This window comes from Sphingobium chlorophenolicum (assembly GCF_000722875.1).
Taxonomy (GTDB): Bacteria; Pseudomonadota; Alphaproteobacteria; order Sphingomonadales; family Sphingomonadaceae; genus Sphingobium; species Sphingobium chlorophenolicum.
In genome coordinates this window covers 71,882-86,789 of record NZ_JFHR01000007.1, presented here as the reverse complement: position 1 = coordinate 86,789, position 14,908 = coordinate 71,882, and the positions used below count along the sequence as shown (strand labels likewise).

Below are 14,908 nucleotides of genomic sequence, written 5' to 3'. Positions count from 1 at the left end.
TTCACTCCGCCGCGATCGCCGCCGGATCTTCGGCGGGCGTCGCCCATTTCTCGGGGTTGTTGGGGAAGGCGATCCGCTCGATCGCCTCGTCCATGCTGAGCCCGTCAGCGACCATCGCCTCGATGGCGGCGAAGGTCCGTGGGCTCGACGAGAAGAGCGCCGCGGAGAAGGGGTCGAGGACCAGTCGGCCGACGGCCAGGGTGTCGGGCCCCTTGATCATGATGTCCGAATATTCGAAGCCGTTCCTCTTCAGGGAGCGGAGCAAGGCGTCGGTGTAGTCGTCCATCTCGAAGCGATCGTGCTTCTTGAAATCCGCGATGGTCTCGGGCTTCTGCTGAAGGATGACAAACCAGTCGCTATTCTCGAGCGCCGCGATCGAGCCAGCGGATTTGTAGTAGTCGTTGAGCGATTGCGTGGCCGTGACCAGCGACGCGCCATATTTGCGGCAGGTGCGGGCATAGGTTTCGATGAAGTCTGCCATCGCGCCGCCGCGCAGCATCTGCCAGGCCTCATCGAGCAGCAGCGCCTTGGGTATGGACCGGTCGACCTTCCGCATCATCTGCTGCGACATGAACATGATCGCCGTCAGGACGACGCTGCGCAGTTCCTCGCGCGACGAGAGATCGGAGAGCTCGAAGACGGTAAGCTGAGCCTGCAGTTCGAACGAGACCTCGCCCTTGAAGAACTTGCCGTAGGTGCCTGCGCTCGAGAACGGCATCATGGCGATTGCCAGGTGCGAGGCCAGTTCGTGGCCGGTATCGTTGAGCGCGGCGATAACATCGTCGATCGAGCCGTTACGGCCCTGCGCTTCCCAGACCCGGTTGACCGCCCCGTCGATCAGGCCACGTTCCGTGTCGGTCAGACGGTCGATGTGCCGCGACATCTGGTTCACGATCGCCTTGAGCATCGCCATGCAGTCGAGGAGATAGTCCTCGTCTTCGGCTGCCTGCTTTTCATCGATCATCGAGAACGGGTTCAGGCAGAAGCCGCTGGACATGGTGAACTCGACGAAAGCGCCGCCCTGCAATTTCGCCGAGTGCTCGAACGACCGGCCATCATCGATGACCACCACCTTGGATCCCGCGCCACACAGCGAGGCGCACAGCTCCTGCAGCGCCACGGACTTGCCGCTGCCGCTCTTGCCGAACACCGCGACATTGTGGTTGCCGGCCGCATTTTCGAACGGGCTCCAGAAGAATGGCTGGCCCCGTCGACCGATCAGCAGGAGGTGCGGCGTATGGCCGCCGAGATATTCGCCCTGGATGGGAGCAAGGTTCGCCGCGGTGGTACTCAGCATCGTGCGCATGCGCTTCATGCGATCGAGATCCCTCGACAGCCCGTTCGCCATCGTCATGGGCATCGCGCAGAGCAGGCCCATGACCTGGAGGTATCGATCGTCGAGCAGATCCCAGCCCGCCGCCCGGTAGACGGATTTCAGGATACGTTCGTTGGCGTCTCCCCTGCCCTTCGGCGAGAATGATGTGACGCTGTAGAACAGGCGCACCAGCTTGCGCCCTTGCCGAATTTCGTCGTTGACGAACTTCCACTCCTGCGACTGATCGCGCAGCTGGGGCAAGAACCGGGCGGACTTCGAATCCGCGAGGCTCGTGGTCCGCATGAACTTGAAGCTGGCCTTGTTGTTCGACGCCTGCGGATCGGGGAAGTCTAGGCACAGGTTGGTGGCCACCGGACAGGGCATCCGCAGCTTGTCGGCGAACATGTCACCGATCAGGCGCGCGCAATCCCAGGGTGCCCAGCGCTGCGGAAGATTGCGAACGGAGAACGACCGAACGTCGAAGACGTCGGGATAGATCTCGCCGATTTCCGGCGCGCCATCGACCTCCTTGCCCGTTGGCCGAAACCGTTCGGTCCGCAGCAGAATGCGATCCGGATCGACTCGCATCTCGATGTCGCGCCGCACCGCCTGGTCGGCGATCGGATCGAGCGGATTGTAGCTGACCACGTCCTCGCCCGCCGCGGTGGTCGGCGATGTGATGTCGTCGATCCAGCCAATCAGCGCGACCGGATCCATCTTCCGCGCCGAGACGCCTATCGAGCCGAGCACCGAGACCAGGCCGTCCATCACGGCGACGATCTCCTCATTGGAGACGCTCGAGCTCTCCGGGGTCGAATAGGAGATGGCGACCCGGTGATTGCGCAGGCAAAACGGTGCGTCGGCCGAGAGCGAATTCCAGACGCCTTCCGTCAGGAAGTCGACCCGATGCTTGGCCATCCGCTCATAGACGCCGCTCGCGGAATAGCGTGGCAGATACCACTTCGAGAGCCGCTCCCCGACCCGGGGACTCATCCAGTCGTGGAACTGAAGGCAACCGGGCGCGGGGATTCCCTCGGAAAGGAACTGTGTCAGTATCTCGCCGGTGCGCTCGTCGGCACCGACCAGCGGCGACACCTCGATCACGAAGCCTCGGGAAGACGAGTTGTAGAAGATGGCAGTTTTCGGATCGTAGCTCCGGTACGGAAGCCAATGGGCGAGCATAGGCACCGCAAGATCCGGCCGCTGCGCATCAGGGCGCTTGCTGTCACCGAAGACGCCCGACAGCAGGTTGTCGAACAGGCCAGCCTTGGCGCTCATCACTTGTCCTCCGGGACGGCCGCCGGAAAGCTCGCGGCGCGAATGGTGGGGCTGGTCAGAGGCTTCATGCTCGGAAGTGCCGGGTCTTCTCCGGCCTGCCGCGCGACGCCTTGGACATGTGCCTCGGCATCCCGGTAGGCCTCGCTCGCCTTCACGCGCGCCATGGCTTCAGGGCCGGAGCTGGCCCCGCCCTCGCTCTCCAGCGCCGGTTGCTTCGCCAATGACGCCGGCGACGCTGGCTGGCGGTTTTTTACGGCCGGCGGGACCGCAGCGGGTCGAGCGGGGTCCTTGAGAGGCTTGGCGTCGGCGACTGCGGGTTGCGAAGCAGAGGCCGCCGCTCCGGTCTCCGATGTAGCGGAAGACGCTCGGGCGTCAGCGGAGACGGACAGGCTCGAGCGCGTGGTGCGCCGCTCGGGCTTCGCTGTCAGACGCTTCGCAACGTCCGCCTTGATGGCGGCAACGGGGTCGGAACCCCGCGCGCGCGCCGCGGCCACGACGGCGGGATCTGGCAAGTTAGGATCGAACGCAGCGATGTCGACGGTTCCCGGCGCCTCACGATCGACCGCCTCGACAAGGCTCAGCTCGGCCGGCGCGGCCGCGGCCGCATTGCGGTCGGGGATTGGTCTCGCGTCGGCGAGGGCCTCCGCCTGCCATTCGGACTGCACCACGGTGTGAACAGCGCTGGCCTCGTGGAGGCGGCCGCGATCGTCGACATAGGGTTGGAAGACGATCCGGAGCACCTTTTCGCGCGTCCGGGCGGCAGGCGTTTCGCCGGTCGCGGCGCGAGGCGACGCGAGCGCGGTCCGCGTTGAACGCTGCGGCGGCTGCGGCGCGGCTTGGTATGGTCCCGCGGGGATCATGACGTCGCCGGCCTCGCCCGAGATCATCGCCATGGCGCGATCGTCGATCGTCGAGGAGGGAGCGCAGATTCCGTCGGGTGCCTGGCACGAGAAGCTGCCCTTGACGTTGCCGCCGAAGGTCGTGCACCCGGGCAGCGTCAGCAGGCCAGCCGCGCACAGAGCGGCGCTGGTAAGGCAGCGGGCGCTCACGACCGCCCTTCCTTGATCCAGCTCAGCAGGAACTCCTTGGGTCGATAGCCCTCGAGGACCGCGCCGTCGCTTCGGACGATGACCGGCGTCCCCGTCAGGCCATGTTTGTGTGCGAACGCCTCGTTGGCATCGAGCCCGGAGGTGTCGCAGGATGCTCCCCCCTTGAACGGCTCACCGGCGTAGGCAGCGTGGAGGGCTTCCTCCCGGTTCTTCGCGCAGTAGACGCGATCGGCGATGTCGCGGCTGCCGAGGACCGAGATCGGACGCTCCACGACGCGCACGTCCATGCTGCGCAGCACGTTCGTGAGAGCGCGGCAGTAGCCGCAGCGGAAGTCGGTGAAGACGGTGACTGTCTGCCCCGCAGGATTTCCCCACACGATCGCGCCGTCCTTCGGCAGGCCATCGAGCGAAAGCGTGGCGGGCCGGGCCGGAAGTGATGTCTTCTGCAGCCGGCCCTGCGGCGGCGCGAGAGCCGACTCTTCGTCTCCATCCGCCGACGCCGCATTGGCCTTCGCGGCGCCTCCCACCAGCATGTCGGGGTTGATTTCGAGGAGCCGGGCCGCGGTGAGGTCCTGCCGCGTCTCCATGTCATAGACACGGCCGATGATCAGGTATCGGGCCTTGGTGTCGACATAGAAGAGGTTCGAGTCGGCGGTGACCTCGCACAGCCCCTTGACCTTCTCGCAGTCGACCTTCGTCAGCGGGGTCTTGGGGAGCCGTGCCTTCAGGAGGCTGGCCACCTCGACGCTGCCCGGGTTGGCCATCTGCGCGGCGACGGCAACGCTGGCGATCCCCACAAGCGGCACGGCCAGCACCATCATGGCTTTGGGCGACAGGCGCCGGCGCAAACGATCAATTGCGAACATAGACACCCTCCAGGAAGACGATTTCCACATCGATGCCGGTCGGCATCTCAATCACCGGTTGATATTGCTCGGCGCGCTCGATCAGATATTTCGAGACCATGTCCCCGCTCTGAGCGACGCCTTCGCCGAAGCCGCCTTGGGCTATGTCTCCGAGCCCGAGTTTCTGACGTTGACCGTTCACCGTCACGTTGGGCTGGGTCAGGAACGAATTGGCATTTGCCGAGAAGCCGCGGCCGAACCCGCCGACCAGACCGGCGATGAAAGCTTGGCTAACGAGACCGCCTTCGCGGGAGACGACCCGGCCGCGCACCCCGGTCTTTCCACCGAACGCGATGAACCCTTTGACCTCGGAAACCGCATATCGCCCGCCCGGCTGCGGGCAGGTCATCTTCTGCAGCTTGACGTAGACCTTTTCGCTCGACAGTTCGCCGCGCGCGGCGCCGTTGATCAAGCAGCCCTGAATCTTGGTCGTAAGAAGCTTGCCGTTTTGCAGCACCGACCGCGCCGGCCCCGTCACACGCAGAACGACGGGAAGCGGATCGGTCTGGCTGTTCACCCCGGCCGCAGCGTCGACTCCGACGATCACCTTGGCGGAGGCAAAGCTATTGGGCGGCAGGTAGTTCGGGCTGTCGGTATAGACCGTATTTCCCTTGGTGACCCTCGACGCGGTTCCTGTGTCGGTGGTCGAGAAGCTGACCATCTTGACTTCCGCCGACCGGCTCACCGAGAGCGCTCCCGGGGCTCCTGCCCCGGCGTCAGGTCGCTGATAGGCCTGCGGGCCATTCGGCCCGTACATGGCTGCCGGCCCCGGTGCCGGCGCGGGCGCCGTAGGGCGCTCGTTCAGCTGCTTGCGGAGCTGCTCGTTTTCAGCCTGATAGGCAGAGAGCACCCGCTGCCCGTCGGCCTGCATCGCTTGGTTCTGGCCCTTTAGCGCCTCGACTTGCGCGGCGAGGTTGTCTACCCGCGCCGTCTGACCGTTCGCCGACTTGAGCTGGTTCTCCGTCGAGGCGAAGCGGTTTTCCGACAGCGCCATCCACTCCTGTTGAGACAGGTTCCGGTTGACGAGGTCCTTGGTCGAAACCTCGACCTTTTCGGCCTCGTCGCCATCCGAGGTCTTCGACACGTCGTCGCCGCTGAAGATCCACATCGACGAGACCAGAAGGCCGACACCGGCGGCACCGGCCAAGAGCATGCGCTGCTTGCGACGGACCGCTTCGTTTCCGGCGAGCTCGCCGCCGACGGGCGAGACACCTTCCCCTTCGCCCTCGTCGAGCGGTTTGCGCTTACGATTGAAGATGTCCGCAAAGGCCATGGCTTACCTCACGTTCTGGGAGACGAGGTAGGCCGTCGTGACCTTCCCCGGAGCGAGCCTGGGCTCGGCGATGGAGACTGCGAGCGCGCTGGCCGGCGCGACCGTGCGTTCGGTCAGCTCGGTCGGCGCGTCGCCCATGTTCTCGATGCGCAGCACCTTTCCGGTGAGGTCCTGGCCGCGATACTCGGCGATCATCTGGACCTTGAGCTTGCCGACATAGACTGGCTTCAGCGCGCGCTGGCGCATCTCATAACCATCGGCGACGCTGTTCGAATACATCGCCTGGACGAGCTCGACGGCCGCGTCCTGGGGGCCGGCAGCGACCTGCTGGGGCGAAGCTTCGGTCGCCTTCTCCTTGGCGATTGCGGGGTTCGACACGAACACCTGGGCAGCCTGGTCACCAGAGATCCGGCACACGAACTTGTAAACGTAGCCGCGCTTAGTGGTGCCAAAGAATGACAGCGCTGGGCGCCCGTAGCCCTCCGGCACGCTAAGATAGATGTCGCCCCGCACCGGCTCGTTCACGACCGAGAAGTCGTCCTGCGGATTGCCAGTCGAGATCTTTGAAACGCTGGCGAACTCGTCCTCGACCAGGCTGATGCGGGTCAGATCCTTGGCGGAAGCCTGGCAATCCACCTGGGCGCTGTCAGCGGCCATGATCGTCTGATCGGCCCAAGCGGGCTGTGCGAAGAGCAAGACCGCAAGCGTCACCAGGCAAGCGCCGATCATCCGGCTCAGGAAGCAGGTGATCCGCGACATGAGGATCGTGCCGGCTGCGGCGGTGCCCAAAGCGTAAATGGCCGTCATTGGTGTTGCTCCTTGCCGGTACGGACCATGCCGAAGCCGATCAGGCGCAGAGAGAGACCCTGGTACTCCCAGTCGTAACGGAAGGTTCGGCGCTCATTCGAGATCACCTTGTTTCCGACGATAGTGTGGAGCTCCCCGGTCACTTCGGAGCGGAGATTCTTCGGGTCGATCTCCATCGACTGGATCGTGAAAAACTGGGAAATGGAGGAGCCGCGCTGCTCGTTGACGATTTTGAGAAGGTCGCCTTTGATCTTCCCCTGGGCCCGCGGCGCCGTGATGGCGAGGACCGAGTTCATCCAATATTCGAGGTTCTGCGGGCTCCGGTCGAGCGTCAGCAAGACGACATCTCGCGTGATCATCTCGAGATATTCGCGCGACACGCCGGCGCTGCTCACCGTCACCGGGGAGCGAAGCACGGGCTGCAGCACGATTTCGCGGTCGCGGGAGATGCCGAACAGGAGGAGGAGCGCCGTCAGCCCGGCGAGCCCGGCTGCGACAACCACCAACAGGTTGCGCTGCTTCAGAACGCGCTGGTTGTGCGCATGGCTGTACGAAAGGTCCATCTTACCCCGCCATCAATCGGAGGTACGAGGGTGGCGTGGCTCTCAGACCGGTGAAGCCGGCCGGAAGATGCCAATAGGCCAAGTGAAGCAGCCAAGACGCTGCACGACCCGCCTTCGCTTTCTTAAGTCCCCACCAGCCGGCGAACGCTGCCGCCATGCCAATAAGGATGTGCTGGGTCATGATCCCCCAGACGAAGGGAATTACCATCGCCAGGAACTCATCCAGGGTCCACAGCCCGATCAGCTCGGGATCATCCAGATGAGATGGGATCGCGTACTTGTCTGCGGCCATTGCACCACCCTCCCCGCGAGCATGACCGGGGCTGCTACCCCGACCGAGCCGTGCGGATGCTTCAGATCGTCGCCGTCACGGTCGAGGTGACGATCGGAATGCCGGTCCCAGCGCCGACGCCGACGCCCACCGGGATCGCGATCTGACCCATGGAGAAGCGGCCCGAGGCGAGCGCCACGATGCCGCCCGCGAGCGAGAGGACCGTAATGATCTTGCCGCCCGAGCCCTCGAGAAAGTCGGTGAACTTCGTGAGGGCGGTGTCGAACGTGGTGTCCGCTCCGGCAAAGGCCGGATCGGCAAAGTAGAGGAGCGCGAATGCCAGCACGGCGAGGGCGAGGATCGCCATCTCCATACGGCCGCTCCGCTTCAGCACAGACTGCATAGTGAGTTTCCCTTCGATGGAGACGCGGCTCCTCCGCGCCCAATTGAAGGGTGAGACCGAATGGACTTGGGGAACAACGACTCCGAGATGGAACCAGGCGCCTTGTGTAGCTTTTTGCTAACCTCGCCATTTCAAGACGCGAATTTGTCCGGGTGCTCGGACACACGTCCCGACTCGCGGACCTGTGTCCGCCCTTACGGACGCGCCGCCCGCAGACGCGGACACGTGTCCCGGTTTGCGGACATCCAGAACGAAGAGTAGAATCGACCTATTGACCGACGAGTCGTATTGGGCGTGCTCAACCAATCCTGCTAGGCTCGGCGTCGCCAGGGCTGTCGGATCGAGGTCGGGGGACGTGCAAAGATGAGTGGCGATAGCCGCGATTATTCGCTCGACATATCGGAGTATCTGTTCCGCCTGACCACGGAGAGCCTTCGCCTGCTCTCTAACGAGACGAAATGCTACCAGAGCCTCGCCAGCATGGTGGACAAGCTGGCTGAATCCCGCGTTTCGCATGCGCTCGCTCAACACGATCTCGAGACCCTTCGCGAACACCTCAGCAAAATTCCGACGAACGGGTCGATCCGCATCCACCTTAAGATCACCAAGACAAGCGCCGACAATCTGCTGGAAGCGAAGCAAAGGCTCAGCGAGGAGCTCTGCTCGGACCTCACCGTCGCCGATGCCATATCAATGCTTCTCTTCAATTATGTAGTCGAACAGAGCGCATCCAAGCTGCTCTCGAAAATGGGGATCGAGGGAGCTGGCGAATCGTCGGTTGCCGTTGAGAATCAGCCGGGTGACAGCGGGAATGTCGTCCCTCTCAAGTAGTTAGCTGGAGCCAACCCCACCGCACTCGATACAAAAAGGGTTGCCAAGTTCCTGACCGAGTGATTTCCTGCCCCGGTCCGAAGAGTCGTTCGGGGGGCTTTAGCTGTGTCATCGCTGGCCACAATCGAGCTGGATTCGCCTAGCGCGCCACCGCCTGGGGACGATCCCGACTACATCCCGCTGATCGTGCGGGCCATGGAGGCTCAGGATATGGGCATCCGGCAAATGGCCCTGAGGACGAACATCAAGAAGAGCCGGCTCGGGGTTATTCTTCATCGCGATTCGGCCAAGCGTGCCCCGATGACGCTGCCCGAATTCCAATCGATTCTCCGCTCGCTCAACATCGACCTCATGCAGGCGATTATCAGTGTGGAAATGGCACGCGATCTGGAACTGATGGGCGACGAGCGCTTCGCCACCCTGGTCGCGATGCTCAGCACCCTTTTCAATGGTCTCCCTCATCGTCTTATAGAGGCGCTTCGGGAGCTCGAGGGAATGGACGGAAGCGAGATTCGGAAGGAATGGGGGACTTACTTTCAGTCGGCGGTCATCAAGAAAATGGTCGCCGAGATCAGCAGGATACTGCAGCGTCGCGCCGTGCTCGAAGAAGGCAACGACTTCGCTCTCTGATCCCTTGACGGCGGCATCTCAAAACGACGTCACGACCGTTGACCTAGAAGCTGCGAGCCGATCACCCGATGCGGTCACCTCACCCTGGGCCGATCGGGGCAAGCTGAGCCTCGACCAATTCAGGAGGATGTTGGAGACGTACGCCTGCGTCTCTGCGAAGGGCGGAATCTTGCCGTTGCGCACGCGACCGGGACCCGCGTTATAGGCCGCCAGCGCGAGGTGATACTGGCCGAACCGGTCGAGCTGCTCGCGCAGGTAGCGAGCGCCACCGCGCAGATTCTGCTCCACATCATAGCGGTTGACGCCTAGACCGGCCGCTGTGTCCGGCATCAGCTGGGTCAAGCCGAACGCATTCTTCGGGGAGTAGATCGCCGCGTTATAGCGACTTTCCCGAATGATCATGGCGTCGAAGAGGCCCACCGGAATGCCGTATTGGCAAGCGATGTTCGCCATCAGCCTATAATAGCCTCGGCGCCGGTACTCGGCGTGGCCCGTAAGAAGCCCGCTCGGCCGATACTCGGTGGGAGCGCACCCCGGCACATAGGTAGCGGACGCTGCGGCGAAGACGCTGCCGCCTCTCATCCATGTGGGTATCGGAATCGCTGAGACGGGCGCCACCGACGCGCCAGAGAATGGAACCTGAGGCTGGGCCGCCCCCACCGGAGCGAACGAATCCTCAGAAGCGCCGGCTGCTACGCCCGGTAGATGGGTGAATGCGCTGGCCATCTGGTACTCGACCCAACGCCGGCTGAGATCGTGGACGCGAAAGCCGGCCGTCGGCGGTGAGGCCTCCGACGTCGACGGAGTCGGCTTCCCATCGACAGGGCCTATCGGGTTCCCGGTGCCGCGCGCGGCGTCCGACATGGAGATCACCAGGGCGGCCCTGATTGGCTTCGACGGCTGCGCGACGGCCCCGCTGGCTGCCACCAGGCCCATGGCCGAACCGATCAACGTCAAAGCTCGCATCAGCTGCTCCCACTCCGAATAATGAAAGTGAGATCGAGTAGTTTAGAGTTGTCAATCCGCCCGAGGTGCCAAAGACTGTGATCTTCGACGCCGTGGAACCCATTTGATGTGGCTCATCGATCGCGAAACGAACGGCGTGGGTGGACGCCGAATCCCTCTTCCACACCCACTGCGCGAAGCGCTGGTCCGCTGGTACACAGGGAGCGGCAGCCGCGCCGATGAGGATGCGGGCATCACCCTTGTCCAGAACGCGCGTATCGGCGCAAAATGGATCGCTTGCGACTGCCTTGCCGCCGGAGAGCCTCCACCGATCCTGACGCCGGCATTTCTGTCGGAGGCCGAAACCTATTATCTGCGCCGGCTGACGAGCGCCAAGCGGCCTGAGCATCGCGAGGATTGCCCATTCTTCCGCGATCAGATCACCCACAGGCTCTCCGAGATTCGCACGCGCGAGACTCCGGCAAACCCGCCCGAGGGCTACTTCGAAGTGCTGAGGCCCGCCCCGGAGAAGCTCGCTCAACGGCCGGAGGATGATGCGACTGATGATCGAACCCGCCATGCGTCGGTGCCGCGCCTCGCCCGCCTCCTGTGGCGGCTGATCGACATCGCCGGCACGAACCGCATCCCGCCGCTCGCCGATGAGGTCGAGCCGGCGTCAATTAAGGCTGAGTTCGACGCGCTGACCCGCGCTGCCGCCAAGATCGAGATCGCACCCAGTATAGAGCTAAGCCGCGCTTTCTGGACCCATGCCGATGCGCTGCACAGCCGCCGTGCGTATGCTGCACTTCGCCAGCTCGCGAGGCGATGGCCGCGAGGCCATGCACCACAAGGCTTCCTCGCCGTCTTTTCGCCGGCCATCCGCGGCCACGTCATCGAGGTCGCGGGTGCTCAGGAATTGCGGGTCGCAAACAGGGTGCAGTCATTCTCTTTCGCCGGAAAACCGGTGAAGGGGCCGTTCCTGGTAATGATCGTCGCAGGCGAGTATCCGGAAGCGCACGGCTACGCACCATTGCGCGCATTTGCCCAACCGATTTATTCGGGCCGTCGCTTCATCCCGGTCAATTCCGAGTTCGAGCGAGACGTTCTGCGCGCGCTTCTGGAAGCGAGGCGCGAGCTAGCCGAGGAGGGCCTTGATATCTTTGTCGAGAAGCCCGTCTTTGATCACCTCACTCCCGCCGGCCCCTGCCGCCCCGACTTCCTGATCGAAGCGCGTTCAGGCACGACCGGCGAGATCAGGCAATTGATCTTGGAGGTGCTGGAGTTCGGCGAGCCCGAGGTCCACCAACGCGAAAGGCTTCGGCGAGTAGCGCCACTGTTGACTGTCACCCCGGCCGACCGCAACGCGGCGCACCTGGTAGCCCGACTCTCAGACGCCTTCGCCCTTTAAACGATCAGCTCCACCTCAACGTGAATCCGAACGAACTGACGATCGCGAGCGTCACGGGCGTCGAAAGCAGATAAAGCTTCTGCCACCGCCACCAGGATTTGGGGAGGAACAGCGCCACATCCTTGGCGCTGCGAAGCTGCGCCCAGGCCTTCTCGCGCCAGAGGCGACAGGCGAGAACAAGGATCGCCAAGGCCATTGCGATCGCGCAGCACAGAGCGGTCGCAGTATAAAGCGCCATCCAGTTGATCATTTCAGCATCGCTCAGATGCGCCATGGTCTACCCCATCGCTGCCAAACGAAGTCTCGCCTGTTCAACTGCGTTCCAACCCGCCGCGCGACTTATCACTTTTCTTTATCATCATCCTTCTCCTGTTTCTGCCGGTCCGCTAGCCTGACGCGCTTGACCGACGCCGCTTCGGCCAACGCATGTAAAGAAGCACGGCCCCGCCAAGCCAAAGTCCGAGGCCGCCGAGCGCAAACCCTAGAAGCCATGGCGTGTTGAAGTCCTCGTGATTCTTCCAATCCATGATGTGAAGGCTCCAGAAGAAGTCATAAAGCCGCCACGTGCCTGTCCTCACCGCCGCAATCCGGCCGGTATCGGCCGCCACGAAGATCCGAGTGGAGTCCGGATCGGCGAACGTCACACGCCAGGCGGGAAGCGTGCCGCGATATTCGGGACTGGCGCGATCGATCAGTTCCACGTTCACACTTGGGTGATCGTTGCTCCGCCAGGCGGCCCTCGCTACCGCTTGGGCTTGCGCCGCAGTTGGGGCGGGCAACAGTGCGCCCGTCCTCGCGTCGAACAGCCGCGTCCCTCGGGCCGTTGTCGCCTCAGCGACCGGGCGGCCAAGCCACATGCGATAGCTCACGGTCTCGATCCGCGTCCCGGTCGCCGCGACGATCACTGATGGTGGGACGAGCGCCACGCCGCGAGGCAAGGGCGCCACGGCTTTGCGGTCCACAAGGTGATCGCCATGCACTCGATCGATGGGCAAGAAGCTCATCAACGCGCCGCTTGCGAACCACAAAAGAAGCTGCGCGCCGACAATGATCGCGAGCCACTTGTGAGTGCGGCTCGCGAGAAGGTGCAGCCGAAGTTTGGTGCTTCTCAGGGTCGAATCTCCATCCTTGCGTGTCTCATTTCGTGCCTGCCAGATTCTTCATCATCCCGCGTGGCCGACAGGTGCGCCCGCGACCAGCGCTTGTACGGCTCAGCCGTCATCCCCGAGAGTTAGCGCACGAACGCCACCGTGTCCCAGACAGGGGATCCGGTGCGTCTTGCCCCCCGCCGGCTCGGCCGTCAGCTTACACCATGCTTGATAATCCAGGGCTGCTGAGCGGGCGTGAGGCGTTGCGCCACCCCTCGCCAGTTCGGGGCTTGCCGTTAAGGGCCTTGGCTCACCTCCGATTCCTCCGCGCCGGGGCGATAGATGACAGCCGCTGCACATCTCTCCGTAGAGGCCGACACCGACTGACACCCGTTGCGCCGACGCAAAATCCGGCCGCGCCCTTGGCAATCAGCCCGCTGGCACGGCGGTCGAACAGGTCAGTTGCTTGTCCGGCTTACAGATAGCGCCCGATCGCACTGCCCGGGCTCGGTCACGTCCTGAACTTCGGTGACGTTCAGGACGTGGCTGCGATCTCGATCGGTGGGCGGCCCAGCTTTTCGAGGGCGATCGCGTGACGGGCTAACCAACGACGGGATCTTTGACCCACCCCAAGGCATCGTGCAGCTCTGATATGTCGGCGTCGATGATCGCGTACAGGTCTTTATCTTCCTCGCGAAAGAACATGCGCGCCTTCGCTTCGTCTTCGGCAGGGGGAAGCATCGCTCCCAGGCGCTCCGGCCATTTCGCGTCTATGAATCTCATGAGCCGCTTCCAGGCCGCGGATCGGGTCTGATGGAGGCTCAGGACGGGAACGCCGTTTACTACAATCGCAAGGATCGTCACCTGCATGGTCACATACGCCCCCTCGATTTCGTCATGTTCGTGATGATCTTGCGGAGGAGGACAACGTCTAACCTCCTGGCAGCATGTTGTCGTGTTCTCGAGAACCCTCGCTAACCGGCCCGTCCGTCTGATGGCCTGCCATTCGAGCATTTCCTGTGAAGGCCAGTCCTGCAATCTCCCGCTTCCAACGCAAGCTGGGGAAGAAGGCGGGAACATGGGCCATGTACTGGCGGTAGCTATCGCCGTAGGTCGCGAGCGCGTATCTCTCCTCATGCTTAGCCAAACGAATGTACATCACCACCAGCACCGGAAACATGGCAAGCGTCAGAAGCGTCGGCCATTGTAGCAAGAAACCGAGCATGACGAGGATGAACCCTACGTATTGAGGGTGCCGCACCCGGGCGTAGACCCCCGTCATTGCCAATTCGTGTTTGCGCTGACTCGTGTGAAGCGCCGTCCACGCGATCGAGATTAGCCAAAAGCCTACACCAATCAGCACAAAGCTGGCGATGTGGAACGGGCCGAAATGCGGATTGATGCGCCAGCCGAACATCATTTCCAGGATGTGGCCAGCATCGTGGCTCCACCAGTCGACGCCGGGGAAATGCGACTGGAGCCACCCCGACAGCAGGAAGATGGTGAGCGGGAAGCCATACATTTCGGCGAAGAGCGCGACGATGAACGCACTGAACGCGCCGAAGCTGCGCCAGTCGCGCCGCGTTGCCGGCTTGAAGAAGCTGAACGCAAAGAGGATGAAAACGGCGGCATTGACCAGCGCGAGCCCCCACAGACCATAGCCATAGTCGGCGTGCGTCATCGCGGCTCTCCTTCGATGCGGCCGTTGGGATTGGCCGGCAAGCCGGCGGGTGCCTGGCCGGGCTCATGGCCATGCTGATGCCCACCTTGGCCGTGGTGCATGAACAGGTGCATGAGCGGGCAGGCGAGCAGGATGAGATAGGGCAGCACACCCAGGAAGTGCGCGGTATGCTCGGTAATGAGGAAGAAGCTGGCGACGAGCAGGAAGCCGATCAGAACGATCTTGCCGCGCTTGCGCATGCGATGGTCATGTTCGCCCATATGCCGTTCTCTTCTAGTCAACGTCCAGCCTGCATAGGCTCGAGTCCAAGGAGCAAGGTATAAGTAGAGACCGAAGTCCGAAGGGCATCGCGCAAGCATGGGTAAGGTGATCGATCGGATCGGCCACCGGTGTTCGCGCGACGCAACTGTCGGGAGCAGCAGTCGTGCTGCGGCTTTTGCGTATAGGCGTGCGGCGTCCGC

General features: G+C 63.2%; 17 protein-coding genes. 3 read left to right on the top strand and 14 right to left on the bottom strand.

Annotated features, from left to right (window positions below; translation table 11 throughout):
- Position 1 precedes the first annotated feature (1 nt).
- The 8 genes from traC to BV95_RS04790 all read right to left on the bottom strand — a co-directional run bounded on the left by traC (position 2) and on the right by BV95_RS04790 (position 7,864).
- Positions 2–2,593 (bottom strand): type IV secretion system protein TraC, encoded by a 2,592-nt coding sequence (traC, locus tag BV95_RS04825; protein WP_037448072.1) that lies wholly within the window; start codon positions 2,591–2,593, stop codon positions 2–4.
- Positions 2,593–3,642 (bottom strand): TraV family lipoprotein, encoded by a 1,050-nt coding sequence (locus BV95_RS04820; protein ID WP_037448070.1) that lies wholly within the window; start codon positions 3,640–3,642, stop codon positions 2,593–2,595. Before BV95_RS04820 ends, traC begins: the two co-directional genes overlap by 1 nt.
- Positions 3,639–4,508 carry a DsbC family protein gene (locus BV95_RS04815; protein WP_037448068.1) on the bottom strand — a complete coding sequence of 290 codons (870 nt, stop codon included), beginning with the start codon at positions 4,506–4,508 and terminating at the stop codon, positions 3,639–3,641. Before BV95_RS04815 ends, BV95_RS04820 begins: the two co-directional genes overlap by 4 nt.
- A complete protein-coding gene (locus BV95_RS04810; RefSeq protein ID WP_037448065.1) occupies positions 4,495–5,820 on the bottom strand; it encodes a TraB/VirB10 family protein in 1,326 nt (441 codons plus the stop codon). Before BV95_RS04810 ends, BV95_RS04815 begins: the two co-directional genes overlap by 14 nt.
- 3 nt (positions 5,821–5,823) lie before the next feature.
- Positions 5,824–6,627: a type-F conjugative transfer system secretin TraK gene (locus BV95_RS04805; protein ID WP_037448063.1), complete on the bottom strand. Its 804-nt coding sequence runs from the start codon at positions 6,625–6,627 to the stop codon at positions 5,824–5,826.
- Positions 6,624–7,190 carry a type IV conjugative transfer system protein TraE gene (locus BV95_RS04800; protein ID WP_037448060.1) on the bottom strand — a complete coding sequence of 189 codons (567 nt, stop codon included), beginning with the start codon at positions 7,188–7,190 and terminating at the stop codon, positions 6,624–6,626. The genes BV95_RS04805 and BV95_RS04800 overlap by 4 nt, the downstream gene beginning before the upstream one ends.
- Position 7,191: 1 nt before the next feature.
- Positions 7,192–7,482, bottom strand: a complete 291-nt coding sequence (gene traL, locus BV95_RS04795; RefSeq protein WP_010339788.1) for a type IV conjugative transfer system protein TraL — start codon at positions 7,480–7,482, stop codon at positions 7,192–7,194.
- 61 nt (positions 7,483–7,543) lie between these two features.
- Positions 7,544–7,864, bottom strand: coding sequence for a TrbC/VirB2 family protein (locus BV95_RS04790; RefSeq protein WP_037448057.1), 321 nt, complete (start codon positions 7,862–7,864; stop codon positions 7,544–7,546).
- Positions 7,865–8,227: 363 nt separating this feature from the next.
- On the opposite strand from BV95_RS04790, the gene BV95_RS04785 reads away from it, so the two are divergent.
- Complete coding sequence (locus BV95_RS04785; RefSeq protein WP_037448054.1) at positions 8,228–8,695, top strand: hypothetical protein; 468 nt, start codon at positions 8,228–8,230, stop codon at positions 8,693–8,695.
- A gap of 105 nt (positions 8,696–8,800) precedes the next feature.
- Positions 8,801–9,325 carry an XRE family transcriptional regulator gene (locus BV95_RS04780; protein WP_231621896.1) on the top strand — a complete coding sequence of 175 codons (525 nt, stop codon included), beginning with the start codon at positions 8,801–8,803 and terminating at the stop codon, positions 9,323–9,325.
- An 18-nt stretch (positions 9,326–9,343) separates the two neighbouring features.
- Here the strand turns inward: BV95_RS04780 and BV95_RS24830 are convergent, their stop codons facing one another.
- Complete coding sequence (locus tag BV95_RS24830; protein WP_037448051.1) at positions 9,344–10,291, bottom strand: lytic transglycosylase domain-containing protein; 948 nt, start codon at positions 10,289–10,291, stop codon at positions 9,344–9,346.
- A 106-nt stretch (positions 10,292–10,397) separates the two neighbouring features.
- Between BV95_RS24830 and BV95_RS04770 the strand changes: the two genes are divergently transcribed.
- Positions 10,398–11,678 (top strand): hypothetical protein, encoded by a 1,281-nt coding sequence (locus BV95_RS04770; protein ID WP_037448048.1) that lies wholly within the window; start codon positions 10,398–10,400, stop codon positions 11,676–11,678.
- A 4-nt stretch (positions 11,679–11,682) separates the two neighbouring features.
- On the opposite strand, the gene BV95_RS04765 is transcribed toward BV95_RS04770, so the two are convergent.
- From BV95_RS04765 to BV95_RS04745, 5 genes are all read right to left on the bottom strand, one after another.
- Positions 11,683–11,952, bottom strand: a complete 270-nt coding sequence (locus BV95_RS04765; protein WP_037448046.1) for a hypothetical protein — start codon at positions 11,950–11,952, stop codon at positions 11,683–11,685.
- A 112-nt stretch (positions 11,953–12,064) separates the two neighbouring features.
- The gene (locus BV95_RS04760) at positions 12,065–12,769 is read right to left on the bottom strand and encodes a PepSY domain-containing protein (RefSeq protein WP_255265421.1); all 705 of its coding nucleotides are present in this window, start codon (positions 12,767–12,769) and stop codon (positions 12,065–12,067) included.
- A 597-nt stretch (positions 12,770–13,366) separates the two neighbouring features.
- Positions 13,367–13,642, bottom strand: a complete 276-nt coding sequence (locus tag BV95_RS04755; RefSeq protein ID WP_030541607.1) for a hypothetical protein — start codon at positions 13,640–13,642, stop codon at positions 13,367–13,369.
- 55 nt (positions 13,643–13,697) lie between these two features.
- On the bottom strand, positions 13,698–14,447 hold the full coding sequence (locus BV95_RS04750) for a methyltransferase family protein (RefSeq protein ID WP_021245240.1): 750 nt from the start codon (positions 14,445–14,447) through the stop codon (positions 13,698–13,700).
- Positions 14,444–14,707: a DUF2933 domain-containing protein gene (locus BV95_RS04745; RefSeq protein WP_037448040.1), complete on the bottom strand. Its 264-nt coding sequence runs from the start codon at positions 14,705–14,707 to the stop codon at positions 14,444–14,446. The genes BV95_RS04750 and BV95_RS04745 overlap by 4 nt, the downstream gene beginning before the upstream one ends.
- Between the last annotated feature and the right edge of the window lie 201 nt (positions 14,708–14,908).

What these genes read in the sequence shown, in the direction of transcription:
- BV95_RS04810 (WP_037448065.1), bottom strand. Translation starts at nt 5,820, where the DNA reads ATGGCCTTTGCGGACATCTTCAATCGTAAGCGCAAACCGCTCGACGAG.
- BV95_RS04765 (WP_037448046.1), bottom strand. Translation starts at nt 11,952, where the DNA reads ATGGCGCATCTGAGCGATGCTGAAATGATCAACTGGATGGCGCTTTAT.
- BV95_RS04815 (WP_037448068.1), bottom strand. Translation starts at nt 4,508, where the DNA reads ATGTTCGCAATTGATCGTTTGCGCCGGCGCCTGTCGCCCAAAGCCATG.
- BV95_RS04800 (WP_037448060.1), bottom strand. Translation starts at nt 7,190, where the DNA reads ATGGACCTTTCGTACAGCCATGCGCACAACCAGCGCGTTCTGAAGCAG.
- BV95_RS04805 (WP_037448063.1), bottom strand. Translation starts at nt 6,627, where the DNA reads ATGACGGCCATTTACGCTTTGGGCACCGCCGCAGCCGGCACGATCCTC.
- BV95_RS04790 (WP_037448057.1), bottom strand. Translation starts at nt 7,864, where the DNA reads ATGCAGTCTGTGCTGAAGCGGAGCGGCCGTATGGAGATGGCGATCCTC.
- BV95_RS04750 (WP_021245240.1), bottom strand. Translation starts at nt 14,447, where the DNA reads ATGACGCACGCCGACTATGGCTATGGTCTGTGGGGGCTCGCGCTGGTC.
- traL (WP_010339788.1), bottom strand. Translation starts at nt 7,482, where the DNA reads ATGGCCGCAGACAAGTACGCGATCCCATCTCATCTGGATGATCCCGAG.
- BV95_RS04745 (WP_037448040.1), bottom strand. Translation starts at nt 14,707, where the DNA reads ATGGGCGAACATGACCATCGCATGCGCAAGCGCGGCAAGATCGTTCTG.
- BV95_RS04785 (WP_037448054.1), top strand. Translation starts at nt 8,228, where the DNA reads ATGAGTGGCGATAGCCGCGATTATTCGCTCGACATATCGGAGTATCTG.
- traC (WP_037448072.1), bottom strand. Translation starts at nt 2,593, where the DNA reads ATGAGCGCCAAGGCTGGCCTGTTCGACAACCTGCTGTCGGGCGTCTTC.
- BV95_RS24830 (WP_037448051.1), bottom strand. Translation starts at nt 10,291, where the DNA reads ATGCGAGCTTTGACGTTGATCGGTTCGGCCATGGGCCTGGTGGCAGCC.
- BV95_RS04770 (WP_037448048.1), top strand. Translation starts at nt 10,398, where the DNA reads ATGTGGCTCATCGATCGCGAAACGAACGGCGTGGGTGGACGCCGAATC.